This window comes from Hansschlegelia sp. KR7-227, from assembly GCF_049446035.1.
Classification (GTDB): Bacteria; Pseudomonadota; Alphaproteobacteria; order Rhizobiales; family Methylopilaceae; genus Methylopila.
This window is the reverse complement of sequence record NZ_JBMSEA010000001.1, coordinates 2719636-2746632: the sequence shown is the minus strand read 5'-3', so window position 1 is coordinate 2746632 and position 26997 is coordinate 2719636. Positions and strand designations below refer to the sequence as shown.

The following is a 26997-nucleotide window of genomic DNA, read 5'->3' as shown; positions in this document are numbered from 1 at the left end:
CTAATCTCTGTTGATTCAGGAGATTGCGATGCATGTATTTCTGTTCCCGGGGCAGGGGTCGCAACATGAGGGTATGGGGGCCGCATTATTCGACGCGCTCGAGGAGTTCGCCGAACAGGAGCCCGCGATCGACGCGGTTCTCGGCTATTCCCTGCGCGCGCTCTGCCTGAAGGACCCCGAGGGGCGGCTTAAGCGGACGGAGTTCACGCAGCCGGCCTTGTTCGTCGTCAACTACCTCCACTATCGGAAGGCGGCGGCGGAAGGCCGGTCGGCGGGCTTCCTCGCGGGGCACAGCCTCGGCGAATACAACGCGCTTCTCGCGGCCGGCGCGTTCGACCTGATCGATGGACTGCGGATCGTGCGCAAGCGCGGCGAGCTGATGTCGCGCGCCAAAGGCGGGGCGATGGCTGCGGTCGTCGGCCTGACGCCGCAGCGCGTCGAGGCGGGCCTGCGGGAGGCCGGGCTGACGTCGATCGACGTCGCGAACTACAACGCGCCGACCCAGACCATTTTATCCGGCCCTGCGGAGGACATCGCGAGCGCCGAGGCGGCGTTCGCCGGAGCCGAGCTCAAGATGTTCGTCCGCCTCCCGGTCAGCGCGGCGTTTCACTCCCGTTACATGGCCGAAGCCGCCGGCGAGTTTCGGGAATTCCTGAGAACCTTCCGGTTCCGCGACCTGACGACGCCGGTCATGTCGAACGTCACGGGCCGGCCCTATCCGGCGGGCGCGGCCGACGGGCTGGTGAAGGCGCGGCTCGCGGAGCAGATCGCAAGCCCGGTGCGCTGGGACGAGATCATCCGCTGGCTGCGCGCCCGAGGAGCCGTGAGCTTCGAGGAGCTGGGGCCCGGCAAGGTGCTGACCCGCTTGAACCAGCAGATCGAACTGGCCGCCGCGGCCTAGCCCGGCCGTCGCTCCCGCTCAATCCGGAGACGCCTGATGCCGAACTCACGATCGGCCTTCGCTGACGTCGCGCCTGGTCTGCTCGCGGTCCTCACGGACAGGCGATCCCCGATCGACGACGTGAGGGCCCTGAACGCGGGCGGAGCGGCGTTGATCGACGAGCTCCGCGGCGCGGCGCCGTCAGTTTTCGACGGGCGCCTGGAAACGGGAGACGGCCTCCTCCGCACGCTGCTGATCGCAGTCGAGGTCGACGCGTGGGACGAGGTCGCAGCTTCTGCGGACGTCAGGGCGGGCGCAGGGGTGTTCGTCGCCGCCCCGCGCGTCGCAGGTGAGGGCGGAGCGGCCGCTGCGCTGTTGGCGTTCGCCGAGCGCGGGCTGCTTCCGGACGGCGCGGACCGCGCGGCCTCCGGAGCGCCCCTCGCGGCCTATCTGCTCACGCCGCGCGCCTTCCGGATCCGTCTCGCGCGGGAGGGCGATCTCGCGGCGCTTCGTCGTCTGGAGGACGCCTGCTGGCTGCCGGGACTGAGGACGTCCGCGCGCCAGCTGCGGGATCGGTTGGAGCGCTGCCCGGGAGGCCAGCACGTCCTGGAGCACGACGGCGGGGTCGCCGGCGTGGTCTATTCGCAACGCGTCGGCGCTCCTCCCGGGAAGGGCGTCACGGCGGCGGAAGCGCACAAGCTGCACGACCCGGCCGGGTCCATCATCCAACTGCTCGCCCTGAACGTCGCGCCGGAGCTCCAGGATCGCGGCTTCGGCGACCATCTGCTCGAATTCGCGTTGGAGCGCAGCGCCGTCACGCCGGGCGTGGAGCAGGTCGTCGGCGTCACGCGCTGCAAGGACGCCGGCAAGCGGCCCGATCTGCCGCCCGCGGCCTATGTCGAGCTGCGCAACGATCAGGGCCGCCGCTCCGATCCCGTGCTGCGCATGCACGAGCTGCACGGCGCCGAGGTCGTCGGACTGGTGGAGGGCTATCGGCCCAAGGACGCCGTGAACGGCGGAGCGGGCGTGCTGGTCCGCTACGACCTGAAGCGCCGGCGCCGCAACGAGCTGGCGGCGGAGCGGCCCGCGCGGGATGGCGGCCGGCCGGCGGACGCCGGGCGCTTCGTGCGGGAGACGGTCGCTGCGATCCTGGGTCGGGCGGACGCTGACGAGGTTCCGCCGACGGCGCCGCTGTTCGAGCTCGGGCTCGACTCCACCGATCTCCTCGACCTCAACGAGCGTCTGCGGGTCGCCTTCGGCGTCGCGCTTGAGCCGGCCTTCTTCTTCGAGCACAACAACTGCGCGCGCATCGCGGACTATCTCGACCGCGACGTCGGCGTCCGCCCGGTCGATGTCGCCCCGATCGAGCCGTCGTCGGCCGCCGATGCGGTTCGGGCCGAGGACGTCGCGATCGTCGGCGTCGCCTGCCTGCTGCCGGGCGGCGTGAAGCGGCCGCGGGATTTCTGGCGCCTGCTGATCGAGGGACGGCAGGCCGTCGCCGGCCTGCCGGAAGGCAGGTGGACCTGGCCCGACGGCTTCGATCTTTCCGCCCATCCCGGGGTCGACCGCGGCGGCTTCCTCGACGACGTCGCGGGGTTCGACGCCGCCTTCTTCCGCATCTCGCCGCGGGAAGCGGCGGGCATGGACCCCCAGCAGAGACTGCTGCTCCAGACGAGCTGGGCGTGCTTCGAAGACGCCGGCTGGCGGCCCTCGGCGCTTGCCGGGGCCGACACGGGCGTGTTCGTCGGCGCTTCCGGCTCCGACTACCATCTGCGGCTCTGCGAACGCCCGCTCGCGGATGTCGAAGGCCATTTCGCCCTCGGCTCGTCGATGGCCGTGCTGGCGAACCGGCTGTCCTATTTTTTCGATTTCGACGGGCCGAGCCTGCAGATCGACACCGCCTGTTCGAGCTCGCTGGTCGCGCTGCACGAGGCGGTCGCGGCGCTCAGGGCGGGAACGTGCGGGCGCGCGCTCGTCGCCGGCGTCAACGTGCTGTGCCACCCGGCGAACAGCATCGCGTTCCACCGCGCGGGCATGCTGTCGAAAGACGGCCGGTGCAAGACCTTCGACGCCGCCGCCAATGGCTATGTGCGCGGCGAAGGCGTCGTCGCGCTGCTGCTGAAGCCCCTCGCCGCGGCGCTTGCGGATGGCGACCGCGTGCAGGCCGTGATCAAGGGAGTCGCGACGAACCATGGCGGTCTCGCCGCCGGGCTGACGGTCCCGAACCCCGCCAAGCAGGCTGACCTCGTGCGTCGCGCGCTGAGCTCGGCCGAGGTCGCGGCCGACACGATCACCTATGTCGAGGCGCACGGCACCGGCACGGCGCTCGGCGACCCGATCGAGATGCGCGGCCTGAAGGAGGCCTTCGGGCCGGGACGGACGACGCCGGTCTGCGCGATCGGCTCGGTCAAGACGAATATCGGCCATCTGGAAGCCGCCGCGGGGCTTGCCGGCCTCCTCAAGGTCGTCCTTGCGCTGCAGGCCAAGACCATCCCCGCATCGCTGAACTTCGAGACGCTCAATCCGCATCTGTCGTTCGAGGGCAGCCCGTTCCGGGTCGCGACCGAAGCTGCCCCCTGGCCGCGGCCGGCCGGCGCTCCGCGGCGGGCGGGCGTCAGCAGCTTCGGCTCCGGCGGCTCCAACGCGCATGTGATCCTGGAGGAGGCGCCGGAGATCGCAAAGGGCTCCGTTCCGCTCGACGGGCCGGTCGTGGCGCCGCTGTCGGCGCGCTCTGAGGAGCGTCTGCTCGCAGGCGCCGCCGACCTTCTCGACGCGCTCGAAGGCGACACAGGCGATCTCGACCTCGCGGACGTCGCCCACACGCTCCAGACGGGCCGCGAAGCGTTCGCCGCGCGCGCCGCGATCGTGGCGGGGAGCCTCGATGAGCTGCGCGCGGCTTTGCGCCGGCTTCTTGCAGGCGACCCGGCCCCGAATGTCTTCCTCGGGGCGGGCAAGTCCGAGCAAGGGAGCGAGCTTGCCGGTCAAGCCGCGGAAGCGGCCCGCGCGGGGCATGTCGATGAGCTCGCGCGGCTTTGGGCCGAGGGCGCCGACGTGGAGTGGTCGTCGCTGTGGGGCGACCTGCGGCCTCGCCGCGTCGCGCTGCCGACCTATCCCTTCGCGGCCGATCGCCATTGGCTCGCCGATGGCGACGCATCGGACGACGCGCCGCTCGCGACGGCGGCGACGGCTGATCTGTTCTCCCGGGTCCGGGCCCACGTCGCCGCCGTTCTCGACATGCCCGCCGCCACGCTCGAGCCCGCGGTCGCCCTCCGCTCCTATGGGCTCGACTCGATTGGCGGGCTGAAACTCCAGCAGCGATTGGAGGACGATCTCGAGGTCGCGTTGACCGGCCTCGACATCCTGGAGAGCGCCGATCTCGCGACGCTGTCCACCCATGTCGCGGCGCTGCTGGAGCGGGCCGCTTTGACGGGCGTGAACGACGCGCCGGCGCAAGCCTCCTCCGGACCCGAAGCGGCGGACGAGCTCCGTCCGTTGTCGGAAGGCCAGAGGGGCGTCTGGGCCCTGCAGGCGGCGACGCCGGAGATGGCGGCCTACAATCTGCCGTTCGGTCTGCGGTTCAAGGGCGCGATCGACGCCGCCCGGTTCGAGCGGGCCATAGCGGCCGCGGTCGCGCGCCACCCGGTCGTCGGCGAACGGATCGTCGAAACGCCCGATGGGCCGCGCCGCGCCGCAGGCGCTTCGCTCCCACGTCCGGAGCGCGAGGACGCGCGGGCGCTGACCGAATCCGAACTCCGCGGGCGACTGAGGGCCCTCTCGCGACGGCCGTTCCGCCTCGACGCCGCGGCTCCGATCCGGACGCATCTGCTCGACCGCGACGACGAGACGATCGTGCTGATCGTGATCCATCACATCGCCTTCGACGCGGGCTCGATCGGTCCGTTCCTGACGGCGCTGCTCGACGCCTATCTGGATGGAGAGGGCGAGGGGCGCATCGGCCGCGCGTCCGGCTATGACGCCTTCGTCGCCTGGGAAGCGGACTTCCTTGCCGGCCCGGCGGGCGACCGGGCGCGCCGCCATTTCGCGGCGCGGCTGGCGGGCGCGCCGGCGGCGCTCGACCTGCCCGTCGATCGGCCGCGAGCGGGCGCTCGGCGCTTCGCCGGAGAGACGGTCTCGCTCGCCGCGTCTGGCGACGCGTCCCGGACGGTCGAACGGTTCTGCCGATCCGAGGGGGTCACCCCCGCGAGCCTGTTTCTCGCCGCCTTCGCCTCAGCGCTCGGCCGCCACGCCGAAACCGGCGATCAGGTCGTCGGCGTGACCGCGGCGGTGCGGCGCAAGGCCGAGTTCGAGCCGCTGGTCGGCTTCTTCGTGAACATGGTTCCGGTCCGGCTGCGGATCGACGAGGGGCTGAGCTGGGCCGACGCGACGCGCGCCGTGCAGCGCGCCCTCGTCGAAGACCTGGACCACGCGGCCTATCCGTTCGCGGCGCTGGTGCGCGAGCTCGGCGCGGAACGGTCCGCCGAGAGGGCTCCGATCTTCCAGGTCGCCTTCAACTACCAGAACTATTTCGGCGGCGACGGCTTCGGCGCGCTGGAGGAACGTTACGCTGGTCGACTTCCGTTCAGCTTCATGACGGAGCTCCGTCAGGAGGGCGAATACGAGATCGAGCTCGAGGTCACGGAGGCGCGGGACAGCTTCGCGCTGCACCTCAAATACGATCCTGATCTGTTCGATCGGGCGAGCGCGGAACGGCTTGTCGGCCACGTGCTGACGCTGACGGAACGTGCGACCGAAGCCCCATCCCAGGCCCTACGCGCCACGTCCATGCTCAGCGCGACGGAGGAGGAGCAGATGCTCCGGTCCTGGACGGCGACGGCGGCGGCCGAACTCGCCGCCGATCGACCCGTCCATGAGCATGTCGCAACCCAGGCCGCGCGGACGCCTCACGCCGTGGCCCTGGCGTTCGGCGAGCACGCCCTGACCTACGCCGAACTGGAGGACCGGGCCGATCGGCTCGCGCGTCGGCTCGTCGCCGCCGGGGTGGCGCAGGGCGACCGCGTCGGCGTCGCTCTGCGCCGCTCGCTCGATCTGCCGCTGGCTTTGCTCGCCGTGCTGAAAGCCGGCGCGGCCTATGTGCCCCTCGAGCCCGAGCTGCCGGTCGAACGGCTGGCGCATATGGTCGACGACAGCGGGCTCTGGCTGATCGTCACGCAGAGCGCTCTCCTCGGCCGGCTGGTCGAGGCTGCGCCGCAGGACGTGCGGCGGCTCGCGCTGGACGTCGAGACGGGCGCGGAAGGCGAGCGCGAGAACGCCGACCGCGCCCTTCCGACGGTCGCCGCCGATCGGCTCGCTTATGTGATCTACACGTCCGGAAGCACCGGGCGGCCGAAAGGCGTCATGATCGGTCACCGGGCCTTCGCGAGCGCGCTGCTGGCGCTGGCGCGGACGCCGGGGCTCGCCGGGGGCGACCGTCTGTTCGCGGTCACGACCTATGGCTTCGACATCGCCGGCTTCGAGCTGCTCGGCCCGCTCCTCGTCGGCGCCACCTGCGTGATCTGTGCGGGCGAGATCGTCCAGGACGCCGATCGGCTTCGCGCCGCGGTGGAGTCGGCGCGGCCAACGCTCCTTCAGGCGACGCCGGCGCTGTGGGACATGCTGTTCGAGAGCGGCTGGCGTCCACAGCCCGGCATGCGGCTGCTGTGCGGGGGCGAGCCGTTGCCCGAAGGGCTGCGCGGACGCTTTGAGGCCTGCGGCGGCGAGGCGTGGAATCTCTACGGTCCGACCGAGGCGACCATCTGGGCTACGGCGCAGAGGGTCGCGCGCGGCGAGCCGCGCGGCGTCGGCAGGCCGCTCGCCAACACGCGGGTCCATATCGTGGATGCGTTGATGCGGCCGACGCCGATCGGCGTGGCGGGCGAGCTGTGCATCGCGGGCGCCGGACTGGCCGAAGGCTATCTGAACCGCCCCGAGCTGACGGCGGAGCGCTTTGTCGCCAATCCGTTCGCGCCGGGTGAGCGCCTCTATCGCACGGGCGATCGCGCTCGGTGGCTGCCGGACGGGTCGATCGATCTGCTCGGCCGCGCAGACGGGCAGATCAAGCTGCGCGGCCATCGCATCGAGCTTGGCGACATCGAGGTCAACCTCGCCGAGCATCCGGCCGTGCGCGAGGCGGTCGTCGTTCTTGAAAGAGCGGGCGAGCGCGGCAGGCTGGCCGCCTATTATCTCGCCGCGGGCGGCGAGCGAGCCGACGAGGCGGCGCTGCGCGCCCATCTCAAGGCCCGGCTGCCCGGCTACATGATTCCCCTTCGGATGGAGCGGCTCAGCGCCTTTCCCTTGACCGCGAACGGCAAGGTCGACCGGGCGGCCTTGGCCGCTCGGACAGCGACGCCGGACGCGCCGAGCGCAGAATCAGACGGGGCCCCGAGCGCCACCGAGCTGGAGGCGCGCGTCGCGGCGATCTGGCGGGACGCGCTGTCTCTGCAGCGCCTCGATCGCCGGGACGGCTTCTTCGACGTCGGGGGCGATTCCGTCGTCGCCGTTTCGGTCGCGCGTCGGATCTCGGAGGCGGTGGGCAAGCCCTTCAGCGTCACCGAGCTGTTCCGCCATCCGACGGTCGCGGCCATCGCGGCGCATCTTGCGCCGGAGCCCGCGCGCGCCGCCGCGCCAGCTCCGCAGGCGAGGGCGTCCGCTCCGATCCCGGCGGATGCGCCGGCGGGGTTCGCCATCGTGGGCGCCTCCTGTCATTTCCCCGGCGCCGACGGCGTCGATCGGTTCTGGGACAATTTGCTCGCCGGCCATGACGCGGTGCGCCGTCCGAGCGCGGACGAACTGCTCGCCGGCGGCGCTTCGGAAGCGGCGGTTTGCGATCCGCGCTTCGTGTCCGCCCAGGCGACGATCGACGGCAAGGAGCTGTTCGACGCCGGCTTCTTCCGCGTCGCGCCGCGCGACGCCGAACGCATGCACCCGCAGCTGCGCCTCCTTCTGGCCCATGCCTGGAGCGCCGTCGAAGACGCGGGCTACGCCGTCGGCGACGTCGCCGACACCGCGGTCTACATGACGGCGAGCAGCACGCCCTATGGCGGGGAGACGCCGCCGACGCTTCCCCCCGATGCGGCGCGGGTGTTGTCGAAATTCGGCCCCTATCAGGACTGGCTGCTCGCCCAGCCGGGCACGATCCCCACGATCGTGTCGCATCGGCTGGGGCTGAAAGGTCCGAGCTGCTTCGTTCACTCCAATTGCTCCTCCTCGCTGGTCGCGCTCGATCTCGCCTGCCAGGCGCTCGCGCGGGGCGAGGCGCGTCAGGCCCTGATCGGCGCGGCGTCGCTGCTGCCGCAATGGTCGAGCGGCTATGTTCATCAGGAGGGCCTGAACTTCGCCGCGGACGGCCGTGTGAAGGCGTTCGACGCGGCGGCGGACGGCATGATCGGCGGCGAGGGCGTCGCCGTGGTCATGCTGAAACGGCTGGCCGATGCGCTGCGGGACGGGGACCATGTCTACGCCGTGGTGCGCGGCGTGTCGGTCGCCAATGACGGCGCCGACAAGGCCGGCTTCTACGCGCCGAGCGTCAGGGGGCAGGCGGAGACGATCGCCCGGGCGCTGGCCGCCGCCGGCGTGGGCGCGGAGACGATCGCTTACGTCGAGACGCACGGCACCGGCACGGCGCTTGGCGATCCGATCGAGTTCGCCGCTCTCGACGAGGTCTTCCGCGCGAACGGCCGGGCGCCCGCTGGATCCTGCGGCCTCGGCTCGGCCAAGAGCGGCGTCGGCCATCTCGACGCCGCGGCGGGCCTCGCCGGCCTCATCAAGACGGCGCTCGCCCTCAAGCACGGGACGCTGCCGCCGACGCTGCACTTCAACACGATCAATCCGAAGATCGCGCTCGACGGCTCGCCCTTCTACATCGTCGACGCGCCGCGGCCGCTGCCTTCCGACAGACCCGTCCGTGCGGCGGTGAGCTCCTTCGGGATCGGCGGCACCAACGCGCATGCGGTGCTCGAGCGGACGCCCGCGCTCCCGGAGCGTCCCGCCGCACAGACGAGCGCGGAGCTCTTCCCGCTTTCCGCCAAGGACCGCGCCGCGCTGGCGCGTCGCGCCGCGGATCTCCTGGCCGCGATCGAACGGCTTGATGAGGCCGATCTCGCCGACGTCGCCTTCACCCTTCAGGCGGGCCGCGAGCCGATGGAGGCGCGGGTCGCGATCGTGGCGGCGGGCAAGGCTGAGCTCGCCGATCGGCTTGGCCGCTGGCTCGCGGGCGAGGCGGCGGTCGAGAGCGTCCATGGCGGCCTCGCCGACGCCAAGGCTTCGAGCGTGACGTGGTTCGCCGCCGACGAAGACTTCGCCGCTACGGTCGAGCGATGGCTCGCCAATCGGAGGCTGGCGCAGCTCGCCGCTCTGTGGACGCAGGGCTACGCGCTTGACTGGACACGGCTCTCGAGAGCGCGGCCGCCGCGGCGACTGCGCCTGCCGACCTATCCCTTCGCCCGCGAGGCCTTCTGGATCCGCAGTGAGGAGCAGGCGCAGCCGGCGGCTCGTGGCGCGACGCATCTTCATCCTTTGCTTCATGAGAACGTGTCGACGATCTGGAAGCAGTCATTTGCGTCGCGGTTCTCAGGCCGCGAGTTCTTCCTCGCCGATCACGTGGTGCAGGGCGCTCCCGTCATGCCGGGCGTGGCGCATCTCGAGATGGCGCGCGCTGCGGCGGCCCGCTCTTTCGAAGCGGGCGACGCGGCGATCCGGCTCACTGGCGTCACCTGGCTCCGTCCGCTCGCGGTCGAGCGCGACACGGCGGTCGTGGTCGAATTTGAGCCGGAAGACGGCGGCGCAGCGATCTGGGAGATTCGCGAGGCGGCGCCGGACGCGAACGACGAAGCCGTTCCGTTCAGCCGCGGGCGGGCCGAGGTCGTGGAGCCGGAAGAGCCGCCGGTCATCGATCTGCTCGCCCTCCGGTCGGCGTGCGGCGGCACGATCGAAGCCGAGGCCTGCTACGGCCGCTTCGTCGAGCTCGGCTTCGCCTACGGGCCGGCGCAACGCGCCCTGGGAGGGCTCGCGGCCGGCGTCTCGCAGGACGGCGGCCGTTTCGTGCTCGCCGAGGTGTCGCTTCCGAGCGCGGCGGGGGCGGGAGGCTTCGTCCTGCATCCGAGCGTGATGGACGCCATGCTCCAGACGCGGATCGGCTTCGACCGGGCGCTCATGGGGCAGGGGGGAGACGCTTCGGCCTCCATGCCGTTCGCAATAGAGGAATTGCGCGTCTACAGCCCAACCCCGCCGCGCGGCGTCGTCTGGACGCGAAGCGTCGGCGGGAGCGGCGCGGACGGCCTCGAACGGCTCGATATCGACCTCGCCGACGAGGACGGACGTGTCTGCGTCGCGATCAGGGGCTTCGCCAGTCGTCCGATCGCGCGGCCGGCGCCGGCGGAGACCTTGCTTGCCCGGCCAGTCTGGGCCGAGGCGCCGCCGCTCGAAACGGAGCTGGCGGTCGAGCGCCGCCTCGTCGTGCTGTGCGGGCCCGAGCCGCGGACCCGCGCCGTCGACGCGACGCTGTCGCAGACGGTGCCCGAGCTCGGTCGCGTGATCGTCGCCGACGGCCCGCAGGGGCCCGCGGCGCTCTATCGGGCGGCCGCCGCGGATCTCCTGATCGACCTGAAGGCGCTGGCGGCCGAACGCCCCGAGACCGACCTGCTCGTCCAGCTCGCAATTCTCGGCGAGGGCGACGAGGCGCTGTTCGAGGGATTGTCGAGCCTGCTCGCGACCGCGAGCCTGGAGCATCCAAGGATCCTCGGCCAAACCATCCGTTTCGCCGATGGGGCTTCGACCGAGGAGATCGTGTCGGTCCTCGGCGCGGAGGCCGGCGCGCCGCGCGACGCCAGGATCCGGAGAGAGGCGGGATCGCGCCGGGTCCATCGCTGGGAGGAGACACCCTCTCCGGCCGAGGCCGCGCCGTCCCCGTGGCGCGATCGGGGGATCTATCTCATCACGGGGGGCTTCGGCGGCCTCGGTCTCCTCTTCGCCGAAGACATCGCGCGCCGCGCCGCCGGCGCCACGCTGATCCTCGCCGGCCGTTCGGCGCCTGACGCGGAGGCGCAGCGCCGGATCGCGGATGTCGAGGCGCTCGGCGCGCGCGTCGTCCGCCGGTCGCTCGACGTGGCGGACGCGGCCGCCGTCGCGGGGCTGGTCGCCGAGGCGAGCGCGGAGATCGGCCGCCTCTCCGGCGTGCTGCATGCGGCGGGCGTGCTTCGCGACGGTCTGATGGCGCGCAAATCCGCGCTGGAGCTCGAGCGGGTGCTGCTCCCGAAGACGGACGGCACGGTCAATCTCGACGTCGCCACGGCCGGCGAACCCCTCGATCTGTTCGTGCTGTTCGCCTCCGGGTCCGGCGCGCTCGGCAATGTCGGCCAGGCCGACTACGCCGCGGCCAACGGCTTCCTCGACGCCTTCGCAGCGCATCGCAACCGCCTGGTGGCGGCCGGCCGCCGCGCCGGTCGCACCATCGCCATCGACTGGCCGCTCTGGGCGGAGGGCGGGATGACCGTGGACGCCGCGGCGGAGCGGATCCGCCAGGCGCGTGGGCTGGCGCCGCTCACGACGGCGGACGGCCTGAAGGCGTTCGACGCCGCGGTCGCGTCGGGCGACGATCAAATGCTGGTGGTCTGCGGTGATCCGGCTCGACTGCGCGCGGATCTGTTCGGCGTGCGCCCGCTTCCCGCGGCCGAGCATCGCGAAGACAGGCCGGCCGAAGCGGCGCCGCCTTTGGCTCCGGCCTCGTCGTCGCAGCCGCCTGCGCCGGACCTGCTGCGGGACGAGACCGCGGTCCTGCTCAAACGGCTGCTCGCCGCGGTGGTCAAGCTGCCGGCGGCCCGGATCGAGACAGACGCGGAACTCGAGCGCTACGGGATCGACTCGGTGATGGCGATCGAGCTTGTGACGACGCTGGAAGCCTCGTTCGGGCCGCTCTCAAAAACCTTGCTGTTCGAGCGCCGCAGCGTGCGTGAGCTCACCGACTATTTCATCGCGAGCCACCGCGACCGCCTGGTCGAGCTCGTCGGCGGGCAAGCCACGTCGTCAGGCGTGGCCACGACGCCGTCCCTGGCCGTGGTCGCGGCGAAGGCCGCGCCTGAACGTCGCCCTCGTTCGGCGCCCGCCCCCCGCCGCGCGCCGCGCGCCGGTCCCGCGCCGCTCGACGTCGCGATCATCGGCCTCGCCGGCCGCTACCCTAAGGCCCGGAACGTCGACGAATTCTGGGCGAACCTCCGCGACGGGCAGGATTGCATCACCGAGATCCCCGGCGAGCGGTGGGATCATTCGCGTTATTTCGATCCCGACAAGGCGCGCCGCGACACGACCTACAGCAAGTGGGGCGGCTTCATCGACGGCGTCGACGAGTGCGATCCGCTGTTTTTCGGCATCTCGCCCCGCGAGATGGAGGCGATCGACCCTCAGGAGCGGCTGTTCCTGCAATGCGCCTACGAGGCGATCGAGGACGCCGGCTATAGCCGCGAGTCGCTGGCTCCGGCGCGCGGCCAGAGCGCCAATGTCGGCGTCTATGTCGGCGTGATGTATGCCGAGTATCAGCTCTTCGGCGCGCAGGCGCAGAGCCGCGGCGTGCCGCTGACGCTGACCGGCAGCCCCGCCTCGATCGCCAACCGAGTCTCCTACTTCTTCGACTTCACCGGTCCGAGCATCGCCGTAGACACGATGTGCTCGTCGTCGCTGACGGCGATCCATCTCGCCTGTCGGGATCTCGGCGAGGGCTGCGACTACGCGGTCGCTGGCGGCGTCAACGTCTCGGTTCATCCCAACAAATACCTGTTTCTCGGCCAGCACGGCTTCGTCTCGAGCCAGGGCCGCTGCGCGAGTTTCGGCGAGGGCGGCGACGGTTATGTGCCGGGCGAGGGAGTTGGCGCGGTTTTGCTGAAGCCTTTGTCGCGGGCGGTTTTGGACGGGGACCGGATTTACGGGGTGATCCGGGGGACGGCGGTGAACCATGGCGGCAAGACGAACGGCTACACGGTTCCGAACCCTCGGGCGCAGGGCCGGGTGATCGAGCGGGCGCTGCGGTCGGCGGGCGTCGACGCGCGGGACGTGAGCTATGTCGAGGCGCACGGCACGGGCACGTCGCTCGGCGATCCGATCGAGATTTCCGGGCTGTCGCGCGCCTTCGAGGCGTTCACGGCGGATCGCGGCTTCTGCGCGATCGGTTCGGCGAAGTCGAACATCGGCCATTGCGAGAGCGCGGCGGGGATCGCCGGGCTCACCAAGGTGCTGCTGCAGATGCGGCATGGCGAGCTCGCGCCGTCTCTGCACGCGGAGACGCTGAACCCGCATATCGACTTTTCGGCGACGCCGTTCGTGGTGCAGCGCGAGCGGGCGCCGTGGCGGCGGCGCACGGCCGACGGCGGCCGGGAGCTGCCGCGGCTTGCGGGAGTGTCGTCCTTCGGGGCGGGCGGGTCCAACGCGCATGTGGTGATTGAGGACTATGTCGCGCCGGCGCGGCCGGCTGTGGCTTCGGGTCCGCAGGTGCTGGTGCTGTCGGGGCGGACGGAGGAGCGCCTGCGGGCGCGGGCGGACGCGCTGGTCGCGGCGCTGGGCGGCGAAGAGCTTGCGGGCGCGCCGCTCGCCGACGTCGCCTATACGCTGCAGGTCGGGCGGGAGGCTCTGGAGGCGCGGCTCGCGCTGATCGCGTCGAGCGTGGCGGAGGCGCGCGCGCGGCTCGGCGCGTGGCTTGGCGGCGGCGACGTCGCGGAGCTCTGGCGCGGGGAGGGGCGTCGGGAGCGCGAGGGCGATCTCAGCCTGCTCGGGGAGGAGGATCTCGCCGGCGTGGTCGAGCGCTGGCTGTCGCGGGGCCAGCTCGGCCGGCTGGCGGAGGCCTGGACCAAGGGCGTCACGATCGACTGGACCCGCCTCCACGCCCACAAACCCCACCGCGTCCAGCTCCCGACCTATCCTTTCGAGCGCCGGCGGCTCTGGCCGGAGGAGGCGCATGACGGCCTCGTCGCGTCGGGCCAGCCGCGGCTGCACCCGCTCGTGCACCAGAACGTCTCCGATCTCTACGGCCAGAGGTTCAGGTCCCGCTTCACGGGCGACGAGCCCTTCCTCGCGGGTCATGTGGTCGAGGGCGCCAGGGTGCTCCCGGGAGTGGCGCATCTCGTTATGGCGCAGTTCGCGGCCGCGACCGCGGCCCGGGTCGACGGCGGGCTGCGGCTGCGGGACGTGGTCTGGGCGCGGCCGGTCGTGGCGGGCGCCGGCGGCGTGGATCTCCTCGTTGAGATCGAAGCGGGCGACGAGGTCGATCTGCTCTGGAGCATCCGAAACCCCGGAGCGGAGGGCGAAGCCGCGCTTCACAGCCAGGGCCGAGCCGAAATCCTCGCCGACCAGCCCGACCGGATCGATCTGGCTGAGCTTCGCGACCGCCCCTGGCGCGAATTGTCGGTCGCGCAGGCCTATCAGCGCTTCGCCGCACGCGGGCTGGCTTACGGCCCGGGCATGCGCGGGCTTACGCGCCTCGCGGTTCTGGGCGACGGGGCCGGCCGGCAGGTGATCGCCGAGATCGCGGCGCCGGCCGGGGTGACGCCGTCCGAGCCCGCCATCCTGGACGCCGCGCTCCAGGCGACGCTTGCGCTCGACCCCACGATCGACATCGAGACGACGGAGGGGACGAGCGCGCTCCTGCCCTTCGCGCTGAAGGAGGCCGCGATCTTCGGCCCTCTTCCGGAACAGGCGACCGTCTTCGCCCGCTACGCGGACGGAGCTTCGCCAAGCGATCCGGTCGTCCAGGTCGATCTGGACGTGATCGACGCGTCCGGCGTCGTGCAGTTCGCGCTGCGCGGGCTGGCGGGCCGCTCCCGGACGGCGCGCGCGGATGCGCTCGCCGAAGACGGAACCGGACCTGGAACCGTGCTGCTCAGCCCGGTCTGGGAGCCTGTCGAGCCGCAGACCGAGCAGGCCTGGCCCGACGACTCGACAGAGACGGTCGCGATCATCGGGGATGGCCCGCTTGCGGACGCCTTCGCCCGGGCGCTGCCGCGCGCCCGGCGGCTCGTCGTCGAACCCGTCACGAGCGTGGAGGCGCTCACGGAGCGCCTGCGCGAGTTCGGTCCGGTCGACCATCTGGTCTGGCTTCCGGCCGACCGCGCGTCCGACGGGACTCCCGACGAGCGCCTGGTTCTGGGACAGGAAGAAGGGTCGGTCCTCGGCTTCCGGCTCGCCAAGGCCCTGATGGCGCTGGGCTATGGCGGACGCAGCCTCGGTTGGACGACCGGAACCGTGCAGGCCGCCCCGACCCGGGCGGGCGAGCCCATCGATCCGACCCACGCCTCGGTCCACGGCTTCCTGGGTTCGATCGCCAAGGAGCTCTCGCCGGCCTGGCGGATGCGGGTCGTGGACCTGCCGCGCGACGAGGCGCCGCCGATCGAGCAGATCCTGCGGCTTCCGGCCGATCGGGGCGGAGAGGCGCTCGCCTGGCGGGACGGCGGCTGGCTGCGGCGTGCGCTGCTGCCGACCCGTTTCGCTCCGCACGCGCGGCCGCCCTACCGCGACGGCGGCGTCTATGTCGTGCTGGGCGGCGCCGGCGGCATCGGCGAGGCCTGGACGGAGCACGTCGTGCGCCGCCACGGCGCGAAGGTCGCCTGGATCGGTCGCCGCTCGGAGGACGACGCGATCCGGGCGAAGATCGCGCGCATCGGCCGGCTCGGGCCCGCGCCGATCTATCTGCAGGCCGACGCGCGCGACCGCGAGGCGCTCGAGGCGGCGCGCGACGCGATTCTGGCGGCTTTCGGACCGATCGCCGGGGTGATCCATTCGGCGCTGGTGCTGAAAGACGCGAGCCTCGCCCGCATGGATGAGGAGAGCTTCCGCGCGGCGCTCGCGGCCAAGGTCGATTCGAGCGTCAACATCGCCGCCGTCTTCGGCCGCGGCGGGCTCGACGCCATCACGTTCTTCTCTTCGATGATGAGCTTCGCGAAGACCGCGGGGCAGAGCAACTACGCCGCCGGTTGCGCCTTCGCCGACGCCTTCGCCCACGCCTTTGCGCTCAGGACCGGCGTTCCGGCCAAGGTCATGAACTGGGGCTGGTGGGGGTCGGTCGGCATCGTGGCGACCGAGTCGAACCGTGAGCGCATGGCCCGGTTCGGACTCGGCTCGGTCGAGCCCGACGAGGGCATGGCCGCGCTCGAGGTGCTGCTCGCCGGGCCGGCGAGCCAGGTCGCTTTCCTCAAGACCACGCGCCCCCTGACCCGCGACCAGGACGGCGTCGGCGATGACGCCCTTCACGCGCTGCCGCAGGAAACGCCGTCGGTGATCGCCGGGCTGAAGCCGTTTGGAGGAGTTTTCCATGGATGATCTCGCGGCGCGCGCCGACGAACGGCGGGTTTTCGGCGACATGCTGCTGCGGTTGCTGTGGGCGCAGCTGCACGCGGCGGGCTTCCCCGAGGAGGGCGCCGAGCAAGGCGAGATTCGCGCGGCGCTGGGCGCGCCGAGCTTCCTGGGCCGCTGGCTCGAGGAAAGCCTGCGGATGCTCGATGAGCGGGGCGTGCTGATCCGGGACGGGGCGGCGTTCCGGCCGGCGGAGGCGTCGCCGGACGGCGCCGCCCTGTGGCGTGAATGGGAGGAGCGGAGGCCGGTCTGGCGCCGCGTCGCGACGATCGCGCCGCAGATCGACGTCGCCGAGGCGGCGTTGCGCGCGCTGCCCGAAATCCTGTCCGGCGCGCGGCGGGCGACCGACGTGCTGTTCCCGGGCGGTTCGCTGAAGCTGGTCGAGGGCGTGTATAAGCACAATCCGATCGCCGACCATTTCAATGCCGCGGTCGCCGAGACCGTCGCGGCCGTCATCGAGGCGCGGCTCGCGTTCGATCCGGCGGCGGCGATCCGCCTCATCGAAGTGGGCGCCGGGACGGGCGGCACCAGCGCCGGCGTTCTGGGGCGGCTGAGGGACTTTCCCGGCCGGATCGAGGAGTACTGCTACACGGATCTGTCGCGCGCCTTCCTCGCCCATGGCGAGTCCAGTTTCGGGCCAGAGCACCCGTATCTCCGCGGCCGCATCTTCAACGTCGAAAAGCCGATCTCCGGGCAGGATCTGACGCCCGGCCGATACGATGTCGCGATCGCCGCCAACGTGCTGCATGCGACGCGCGACGTCCGGGCGACACTTCGCAACGTCAAGGCGGCGCTACGCGCGAATGGCGTGCTCATTCTCAACGAGCTCAGCGAGAACACGCTGTTCGCCCATCTCACCTTCGGCCTTCTGGAAGGCTGGTGGCTTTATGAGGACGGCCGCCTGCGCCTGCCCGGCAGCCCGATCCTGTCGCCGGAATCCTGGCGCGGCGCGCTGGAGGCGGAAGGCTTCCGGTCCGTGAGCTTCCCGACCGCGGCCGACCGCGCGCTTGGCCAGCAGGTGATCGTGGCGGAGAGCGACGGCCTCGTGCGCCTGCCCCGCGAGACGGCGACGCCTCAGCGGCCGCGCCCGACGCCGTCGGTCCGCCTGCCCGCCCCCGCGCTCCGCCTTGCGCCGGAGCCTAAGCCGGCGCCTCGTCCCGTCGCGGCGACCTCGACGGAGGACGTTCGAAGCGGACTGGCGGAGCACCTGCGGAAGCGGTTCGGCGGCGTCCTCGGCATCGCCCCGCAGGAGATCGACGTCGGCGCTCCCGTCGAGGGGTACGGCGTCGATTCCATCCTGACGGTGCAACTCGCGGCCGATCTCGGACAAAGCTTCCGCGGGATCACGGCGACCGTGTTCTTCGAGCACAACACGATCGCCTCGCTCGCCGATCATCTCGCGCGGAGCCAGCCCGACGCGGCGCGCGCCGCAGCGGGGCCCTCCGCCGCCCCGGTCGCCACGGAGGCGGAGCCGGTCGAACAAGCGCCGCTCGCTCGGCGGCCGTCGCCACGGCCCGCGCCGTTCCGCGCCCGCGGGGCCATGGCGGACTCCTCGGAGGTGGCGGTGATCGGCTTGGCCGGCCGCTACCCCGGCGGCGAGGATCTGGCCGATTTCTGGCGGGTTCTGCGCGAGGGCCGGAGCGCCATCCGCGAGATTCCGCCGGAGCGCTGGGACTGGCGCGACGCCTTTGACGAGGAGCGCGGCAAGGAGGGCTCGAACTACGCCCGCTATGGCGGCTTCCTGGACGCCGCCGATGCGTTCGACCCGCTGTTCTTCCGCATTTCGCCGCGCGAGGCGGAGCGGATGGACCCGCAGGAGCGTCTGTTTCTCGAGACGGCCCACGCCTGCCTGGAGGATGCGGGCTATGTCGCGCGCGACCTCGCCGAGGACCGCGCCGTCGGCGTCTTCGTGGGCGCGATGAACGGCTATTACCCGACCGGCGCGCGCGCCTGGTCGATCGCGAACCGCGTCTCCTACACGCTCGATCTCGCCGGACCCAGCCTGACCGTCGACACCGCCTGCTCGTCCTCGCTGACCGCGATCCACCTTGCGGTCGAAAGCCTGAGGGCCGGCGGCTGCGCCTGCGCGATCGCGGGCGGCGTGAACGTGATCGTGGACGCGCGCCATTTCGTGGGTCTTTCGGAAGCGACCATGCTGTCGTCGGGCGACAAGGTGCGCGCCTTCGGCGCCGACGCGGACGGCTTCGTCGACGGCGAGGGGGTTGGCGCGGTTTTGCTGAAGCCGATGTCGCGGGCGGTTTTGGACGGGGACCGGATTTACGGGGTGATCCGGGGGACGGCGGTGAACCATGGCGGCAAGACGAACGGCTACACGGTTCCGAACCCTCAAGCGCAGGGCCGGGTGATCGAGCGGGCGCTGCGGTCGGCGGGCGTCGACGCGCGGGACGTGAGCTATGTCGAGGCGCATGGCACGGGCACGTCGCTTGGCGACCCGATCGAGATTTCCGGGCTGTCGCGCGCCTTCGAGGCGTTCACGGCGGATCGCGGCTTCTGCGCGATCGGTTCGGCGAAGTCGAACATCGGCCATTGCGAGAGCGCGGCGGGGATCGCCGGTCTCACCAAGGTGCTGCTGCAGATGCGGCATGGCGAGCTCGCGCCGTCTCTGCACGCGGAGACGCTGAACCCGCATATCGACTTTTCGGCGACGCCGTTCGTGGTGCAGCGCGAGCGGGCGCCGTGGCGGCGGCGCACGGCCGACGGCGGCCGGGAGCTGCCGCGGCTTGCGGGAGTGTCGTCCTTCGGGGCGGGCGGGTCCAACGCGCATGTGGTGATTGAGGACTATGTCGCGCCGGCGCGGCCGGCTGTGGCTTCGGGTCCGCAGGTGCTGGTGCTGTCGGGGCGGACGGAGGAGCGCCTGCGGGCGCGGGCGGACGCGCTGGTCGCGGCGCTGGGCGGCGAGGAGCTTGCGGGCGCGCCGCTCGCCGACGTCGCCTATACGCTGCAGGTCGGGCGAGAGGCTCTGGAGGCGCGGCTCGCGCTGATCGCGTCGAGCGTGGCGGAGGCGCGCGCGCGGCTCGTCGCGTGGCTTGGCGGCGGCGACGTCGCGGAGCTCTGGCGCGGGGAGGGGCGTCGGGAGCGCGAGGGCGATCTCAGCCTGCTCGGGGAGGAGGATCTCGCCGGCGTGGTCGAGCGCTGGCTGTCGCGCGGCCAGCTCGGCCGGCTGGCGGAGGCCTGGACCAAGGGCGTCACGATCGACTGGACCCGCCTCCACGCCCACAAACCCCACCGCGTCCAGCTCCCGACCTATCCCTTCGAGCGCGGCCGCTACTGGATCGACCGCACGCCGGAGCCTGTGAGGTCACCGGTCCGGCCGACGATCGAAACGCCGCCTCTCGCGCCGGAGCTCCTCGCGCCGGTGGTCCTGCCGGAGATAAGCGCCCCGAGCGGCCCTGCGCTCGCCGAGCGCGTCCGCAAGGCGTTCCGCGACGCCGCGGCCGGTCTGATGAAGATGAGGCCGCAGGAGCTCTCGCCCGACGCCGAACTGGCCGAGTACGGCTTCGACTCGATCACGCTCGCCCAGCTCGCGAACCGCTTGAACGAGGCCTATGCGCTCGATCTGAGCGCGAGCGAGTTCTTCGAGGCCCGGACCATCGCCGGGGTCGCGGATCGGCTGAGCGTGACGCGCGGACCGGCCCTCGCGGCGGCTTTCGGCGAGGCTTCGGCGCCAGGGCCGGAGAGCGCCGCGCCGGCCGTTGCGGCGCCGCGCGTCGCGCCATTGAGCCATGCGCAGCGCCGCCTGTGGCTCCTTGAACAGATGGAGGATCTGGGCGCGGCCTATCATGTCCCGCTGGCGCTGCGCCTGTCCGGCCGCGTCGACGCCGACGCGATGCGGCGCGCCGTCGCCGCGTTGACCGCGCGGCACGAGTCGTTGCGAACCCGGATCACCCTGGAGGGCGAAGACGCGGTCCAGACGATCGACCCGCCTGGCCCGCCGGCCTTCACGGTCGAAGACGTCCCCGGCGGGACGGCGGAGGAACGCGAGGCCGCCGCGAACGCGCTGAAGCGCGCGTTCATCGCCGAGCCCTTCGACCTCTCCGCTGGCCCGCTGATGCGCGCAAGGCTGGCGCGGATCGCCGCCGAGGACGCGCTGCTCGTGATCGTCGTCCATCACATCGTCACCGACGGCTGGTCGATGGACCTGCTGGGCCAGGAACTCGCCGAGCTCTACGCGGCGGAGACGGAGGGCCGTCCGGCGGCGCTTGCGCCCCTGGCGACGACCTACGCCGACTTCGCGGCGTCCCTGCGCACGTCCGAAGCCGCCGGAGAGGAGGCGGAGCTCGACCACTGGCTGAACGTCCTGCGCGACGCCCGGCCGGAAAGCACGCTGCCCGCCGACCGCCCCCGGCCGGCCCGGCGCAGCCATCGCGGCGACGTCCTGTCGATCGACCTTTCGCCGGAGCTGACCGCCGGCGTTCGCGCGCTGGCGAGGCGCGCCGGCGCGACCCTGTTCGTGGCGCTCGCCGCCGGCCTCAAGACCTTGATCGGGCGCCTCTCCGGCCAGGAGGAGGTAGTGATCGGCACCGCCATCGCGGCCCGGCGCAACAGCGAGCACGAACGGATCATCGGCTTTTTCGCCGACACCTTGGCGTTGCGGACCGATCTGGCGGACGAGCCGTCGTTCCTCGAACTGCTGGAGCGCGTGAAAGCCACTGCGCAGCGCGCCTATTCGCGCCAGGAACTGCGCTTCGAGCGTCTGGTGGAGGCGCTCAACCCCGAGCGCGACCTCGCCCGTCATCCCGTGTTCCAGGTGATGCTCACCCTGCGGCGCAAGCCTCCGGAGGCGGTCGTCGCCTTCGGACCGCACGCCGAGGCCCGGCAGGTCGCGCCGGAGATCGTGGCGACTCCCTTCGACCTGACGCTCCACCTTCTCGAAGGCGAGGCCGACGTTTCGGGAACGGTCGAGTTCGCGCTTGATCTGTTCGATCGGGAGACCGTCGCGCGCTTCATGCGGTGCTACGTGGCCCTGCTTGAAGCGGCGGTCGGGGCCCCCGAACAGTCCGTCTGGACGCTTCCGATGCTGGACGATTCGGAGCGCCGGCGATGGCTGACGCGCCTGGCGGGTCCCGAGGCCCCACGCTCGGAGCTTCCGCCGGTCCACGAACGGATCGCCGCGCAAGCCGCGAAGACGCCGGACGCGATCGCGGTCGACTTCCGGGGGCGCGGCTTGAGCTATGCCGAGCTCGACGGCCGCGCCAACCGCCTGGCGCATCATCTCCGCGCGCTCGGCCTCGGGCGCGACACAGCGGTCGGCGTTTGCCTCGAACGATCCGAGGGCGTCGCGGTCGCGCTTCTCGCGGTCCTCAAGGCCGGCGGAGCCTACCTGCCGCTCGATCCGGCCTATCCGGAGCAGCGGCTCCGCTACATGCTGGAGGATTCCGGCGCGTCGGTGCTGGTGACCGAAAGCGCTCTCATCGATCGCCTGGACCTGTCCGGCCCTCAGCGCGTCCTGATCGACGACCACCCCGACGCGCTCGCCGACCGCCCGGAGGCCGCGCCGGAGGTCGGCGTCGCTCCGGAGGATCTCGCGTACGTCATCTATACCTCCGGCTCCACCGGCAAGCCGAAGGGGGTGATGATCTCGCACGGGGCCCTCTCGAACTTCCTCGCAGCCATGGCGAAGAGGATCCCGGTCGGTCCGGGAGACGTGCTGGCGGCGGTCACCCCCTTGTCCTTCGACATCGCCGGCCTCGAATTCTGGTTGCCGTTGACCAACGGAGCCACGGTCGCCGTCGCGAGCCGGGAAGCCGCCTCCTCCGGCGAGGATCTCCGATGGTTCCTCTGCGAAGCTAGCGCCACCCTGCTGCAGGCGACGCCCGCCACCTGGCGCATGCTGGTGGAGAGCGGTTGGCGTGCGGGCGAGGGGCTGACGGCGCTCTGCGGCGGCGAGGCGCTGACGCCCGACCTCGCCGAGGCGCTTTCGGCGAACGACGCCGTCGCCTGGAACCTCTACGGACCCACCGAGACGACGATCTGGTCCTCCTGCGTCCGCCTCGGTCCGGACTGGAGGCCGGGTTCGATCGGAACGCCAATCGACAACACGAAGGTCTATGTCGTCGACGCGCGCATGCAGCTTCTGCCGCCGGGCGTCCCGGGCGAGCTCTGCATCGCCGGCGCGGGCCTCGCACGGGGCTATCTCGGCCGTCCCGAACTGACTGAGGAGCGCTTTCCCGCCGATCCGTTCGGCCCTGAGGGTTCGAGGCTCTACCGCACCGGAGACCTCGCGAGGATCCGGGAGAATGGCGAGATCGAATATCTCGGTCGGCTCGACCATCAGGTGAAGATCCGCGGCCACCGCATCGAGCTCGGCGAGATCGAGGCGACGCTGCGGGAGGATCCGGCGATCGCCCAGGCGGTGGTCGTCGCGCGCGACGTCGGAGAGGGCGACCGCAGGCTCGCCGCTTATGTCACGCTGGACCCTGCCGAGGCGGGGCGCGCCGCGCCGGCGTCGGACGACGACGCCGTCTCGCGGATCGACGATTGGCGGGCGGTTTGGGACGGCGCCTATGACGACGGCGGCGAGCCCGGCCCGAGCTTCGCGGGTTGGAACGCGCGCTTTACCGGCCGCCCGATCCCGGAGCCCGAAATGCGGCTCTGGCTCGACGGGACGGTGCGGCGGATCGAGGCGCTGCGGCCGCGGCGCCTGCTCGAGATCGGCTGCGGCCTCGGCTTGCTTCTGGAGCGGCTCGCGCCCTCGCTCGACGTCTATTGCGGCGCCGACGTGTCAGGCGCCGCGATAGCCCGGCTGACGCGCTGGATCAGGATGAGGCGCGACCTCGGCCATGTGCGGCTCGCCTGTCGCGAGGCGGCGGATTACTGGGAAGCCGAGCCCGGCGCCTTCGACGTCGTGGTGCTCAACTCCGTGGCGCAGTACTTCCCGAGCGCCGACCATCTCAAGGCGGTGCTCGCCCGCGCGATCGAAATGGCGCCCCCCGGCGGCAGGATCTTCGTGGGCGATCTGAGGCCTTTCAACCTGCTGCCGATCTTCCACATGGCCGGAGAGCTCGCACGCAGCGGCGACGCGCCCGCCGCGGAGATCCGCGCGCAGGCGGCGCGCGCCCTCGCGGCGGAGACCGAACTCACGCTCGACCCCGGCTTCTTTTTCGCGCTGAGGGAGGAGTGTCCGCGGCTGACGTCGGTGGAGGCTTCGCTGAAGCGCGACGGCGCGGACAACGAGCTGACGCGGTACCGCTACGACGTCGTGCTCCATGTCGAGCATGCGCCGCGCCAAGCCGGGGAGGCGAGGGAGCTCGCAGGCGACGTCTCGCTCGAGGCGGTCGCGCGCGAGCTCGAGAGCCGTCCGGCCGCCCTCGTCCTGCGCGGAGCCCTGAACGGGAGGCTTGCGGGGGACCTTGCCGCCGCCGCCGCCCTGCGCGAGGCGGATCCCTCCGCTTCAACCCTCGCGGTGCGAGCCGCGGCGCGTCCGGAAGGGCCGGGGCTCGACCCCGCCGCCTGCCACGCGCTCGGCGAGGGAGCGGGCTATCGGGTCGCGGCGGTGTGGTCGCCCGGGGGCGCCGACGGCCGGATCGACGTCGCTTTCGTCGACGAAGCGCGCGCCGATCTTGGGGGCCTCGATCTCGGCCGGCCCGGTCCCCAGGCGAAACCGCGCCCCTATGCGAACCAACCGCAGGCGAGCCGGCAGGACCATGGCTTGGTCGATCGGCTGAAAGGGCGGCTTCGGAGCGCGTTGCCGGACTACATGACGCCCCCGGACATCGTGACGCTCGAGCGGTTTCCGCTCACGCCGAACGGAAAGATCGACAGGGCGGCTCTCCCGCCTCCGGACAGGAGCCCCGCAACCGCCGGGTCGCGGCCCCCTTCGAGCCCGACGGAGGCGACGCTGGCCGCGATATGGGCCGAGGTTCTCGGCCTCCCGTCGGTCGGCGTCGACGACGACTTCTTTGCGCTCGGCGGACACTCGTTGCTCGTGATGCGGATCGTCGCCCGTGTGCGCCATGCGTTCGGCGTGGAGATCGCCATGCGCGAGCTGTTCGAGGCGCCCACGGTCGTCGCGCTCGCGGCGCGGCTTGAGCAGAGGGTCGAGACAGCCGTCAGTCCGGCCGCGATCCGTTCCGGAGCCCGTGGGGAGGACCCGAAGTCCGTCGTGCTGCAGCGAGGCGGCGGAGAGCCGCTTTTCTTCATCCACGCGATCGGCGGTGGGCTGCGGATCTATGACGATCTGGTTCGGACGCTCGGCGACGGGCAGATGGCGTTCGGATTGAACGGCCTGCGCTCAGAGGCGGCGGATAGCGTCGAGGGGCTCGCCGAGGAATATGCGGCGGAGATCGGCCGGCTGAGGCCCTCCGGCGAGTTGCGTCTCGCGGGCTGGTCCTTCGGCGGGATCGTGGCCTACGAGACCGGCCGGCGATTGGCGGCGGAAGGCCGCTCGATCCGGTCGCTTGCGATGATCGATCCCTGCCTTCTGCAGCGGCCGGCCGGCCGCACGCGGCGGCTTGCGGGCGAGGTGGTCTGGGCGGCGTTCGTGCACATCCTGGGGTTGGAGACGGCCAGCGGCGGGGCGCCGCTCGACCCTCATCCGGACCCCGGCGATTTCGCGGGGCTCGCGGGCCTGCTGAGAGGCGCCTTCGATCGGAAAGGGCTCGAACGGCTGCATGCGGTGTTCGCCCGCAACATGCAGGCGTGGGCCGCCTATCGGCCGACGCCCGCGCCGCTTCGCGTCGACGTCTACAGGGCGAGCGTCCCTGCCGCGGACGAGGCGATCGCCGGGCGCGAATTCATCGACTGGGCGGAGCTCGCCGAAGGGGCTGACGTTATGACGGCGCCGGGCGACCACTTCTCGATGATGCGCCCGCCGCACGTCGCGGCGCTCGGCGCCTCGCTGCGCGCCACGCTCGGCCTCTGGCAAGAAGCGGGATGAGCGTCGGCGGCCGCCTGCTTGCGCTCGGCGCGGTCGCGCTGGTCGCCGCCTCCGCCGCGGGCGCCTGGTTCTGGGTCGCGAGCGGGCGGATCCAGACGACCGACAACGCCTATCTGCGCGCCGACGCCGCCGTCGCCGCCCCTCGGGTGGAGGGCTATCTCGGCGAGATCGTCGTGCGCGAAAACCAGAAGGTCTCGAAGGGCGACGTCCTCGTGCTGATCGACGACGGCGATTTTCAGGCGCGGGTCGAGCAGGCGATCGCGACGCGAAACGCGCGGCAGGCCCAAGTCCGCGGCGACCGCGCCGCGATCGGGTCCTTGAAGGCTCAGGCGATCCTGCAGCGGAGCGTGATCGAACAGTCGAAGGCGGGTCAGGCCGCGGCGGAAGCCGAGGCCGAACGCGCCAGGCTCGATTACGAGCGCTACAAGAGCCTCGCTGCGACGAGCGCCTCGAGCGCGCAACGGCTGGAGGCCGCGACGTCGGACCATTTGAAGGCCGGCGCCGAGAGCCGGCGCGCCGCGGCGGCGGTCGAAGCCGAGCAGAGCCGTCTGGAGGTCTTGGCGAGCGAGAAGCTCAAGGCCGAGGCTCGCCTGAAGCAGTCCGAGGCGGAGCTCGCCGAGGCGGAGGCCGCGCTCAGCCTTGCGCGCATCGATCTTCAGGACACGCGGCTGAGAGCGCCCTTCGACGGCGTGGTCGGCAATCTGTCGGCGCGAATTGGCCAATATGTGAGGCCGGGCTCGGCCTTGCTGACGGTCGTGCCGCAGGAGCCCTACGTGATCGCGAACTTCAAGGAGACGCAGGTTTCCGAAATGCGGCCGGGACAGCCGGTGACGATTTCGGTCGACGCCTTTCCAGGCGTCGGGTTGCGGGGGCGGGTGGAGAGCTTCGCTCCGGCGACCGGCTCCGAGTTTAGTATTCTGCCGCCCGAAAATGCGACCGGCAACTTCACCAAGATCGTGCAGAGGGTGCCGGTTCGGATCCGTATCCTCGAGCGGTATGCGCCGCAGCGCCACATAAGCTCGGGACTGTCGGTGGTGGTGTCCGTAGATACGTCCGGGCCAGGCTGCGAGGCGCGGCCGGAATGCGACGAGCCGCCGTCGCCCCGACGAACGCCCGACGACAACGAGCCGAAGACCAGCAGCGTCGTGATCGGGGAGAGGGGGCCATGACAGCCGCCCTCAACTTGGCGGACGGACCGGCGCTCGGCCCGAGCGCCTTGGCGGCGCGGGGACTCTCGCAGGTCGACGCGCAGGCTTTCAGAAGCGCCATGCGACGGCTCGCCTCCGGCGTCGCGGTCGTGACAAGCGGCTTCTCCGGCGTCTTTAACGGCATGACGGCGACCGCCATTTGCAGCGTAAGCGCCGAGCCGCCGCTCGTGCTGGCGACGATCAACCGCGGCAGCCGGACCTACGGGCTGATCCGCGACGCCGGGGCCTTCGCGCTGAATCTCCTAAACGAAGGACAGGACGAGCTCGCCGTCCGTTTCGCCGCCGCGTCAGACAAATCCTTCGACGCCGTCCCGCATTGCATCGGCCCGACGGGCTGTCCCCTGATCCGAGGCTGCCTCGCGACATTGGAATGCGTGCTGCACTCCGCCCATGATCTCGGAACTCACACTCTGTTCGTCGGTCTGGTGGTCCATGCGGACGGCGCTCCAGCCAAGCCGCTCGTCTACCATGAGGGCGCCTTCGCGAGGTTGGCGACTGATTGTCATGGAACCGCTGGATGAAAGACGGGGGACCCTCCACGCTGGATCGATGCCGAATGTCCGCAGCCCAGCGTGAACGCAAACCGCATCCTCATTGAGGTAACAAACGCGACCCCCCTTGCGAAAGCAAAGCGATGACCGCGTTTCAGTCCTTGCCGGTCAACGCGTCTCCGAAACGCTGTTTCCGGA

General features: G+C 71.6%; 5 protein-coding genes. All 5 read left to right on the top strand.

What is annotated here, in order from left to right; all coding sequences use genetic code 11:
- Positions 1–28: 28 nt before the first annotated feature.
- Genes fabD through ACO2RJ_RS12865 form a run of 5 tightly spaced genes read left to right on the top strand, consistent with a single transcriptional unit; the run spans position 29 to position 26829 of the window.
- Complete coding sequence (gene fabD / locus ACO2RJ_RS12885; RefSeq protein WP_423268403.1) at positions 29–901, top strand: ACP S-malonyltransferase; 873 nt, start codon at positions 29–31, stop codon at positions 899–901.
- 36 nt (positions 902–937) lie between these two features.
- Entirely contained in the window at positions 938–16171 is a 15234-nt protein-coding gene (locus ACO2RJ_RS12880) for an amino acid adenylation domain-containing protein (protein ID WP_423268402.1), read from the top strand.
- Positions 16164–25100: an amino acid adenylation domain-containing protein gene (locus ACO2RJ_RS12875; RefSeq protein ID WP_423268401.1), complete on the top strand. Its 8937-nt coding sequence runs from the start codon at positions 16164–16166 to the stop codon at positions 25098–25100. The genes ACO2RJ_RS12880 and ACO2RJ_RS12875 overlap by 8 nt, the downstream gene beginning before the upstream one ends.
- Complete coding sequence (locus tag ACO2RJ_RS12870) at positions 25097–26269, top strand: HlyD family secretion protein (RefSeq protein ID WP_423268400.1); 1173 nt, start codon at positions 25097–25099, stop codon at positions 26267–26269. Before ACO2RJ_RS12875 ends, ACO2RJ_RS12870 begins: the two co-directional genes overlap by 4 nt.
- A complete protein-coding gene (locus ACO2RJ_RS12865; RefSeq protein WP_423268399.1) occupies positions 26266–26829 on the top strand; it encodes a flavin reductase family protein in 564 nt (187 codons plus the stop codon). Before ACO2RJ_RS12870 ends, ACO2RJ_RS12865 begins: the two co-directional genes overlap by 4 nt.
- Positions 26830–26997 lie beyond the last annotated feature (168 nt).

Excerpts from the sequence above, each read along its gene's own strand:
- fabD (WP_423268403.1), top strand. The coding sequence starts at position 29 with ATGCATGTATTTCTGTTCCCGGGGCAGGGGTCGCAACATGAGGGTATG.
- ACO2RJ_RS12880 (WP_423268402.1), top strand. The coding sequence starts at position 938 with ATGCCGAACTCACGATCGGCCTTCGCTGACGTCGCGCCTGGTCTGCTC.
- ACO2RJ_RS12875 (WP_423268401.1), top strand. The coding sequence starts at position 16,164 with ATGGATGATCTCGCGGCGCGCGCCGACGAACGGCGGGTTTTCGGCGAC.
- ACO2RJ_RS12870 (WP_423268400.1), top strand. The coding sequence starts at position 25,097 with ATGAGCGTCGGCGGCCGCCTGCTTGCGCTCGGCGCGGTCGCGCTGGTC.
- ACO2RJ_RS12865 (WP_423268399.1), top strand. The coding sequence starts at position 26,266 with ATGACAGCCGCCCTCAACTTGGCGGACGGACCGGCGCTCGGCCCGAGC.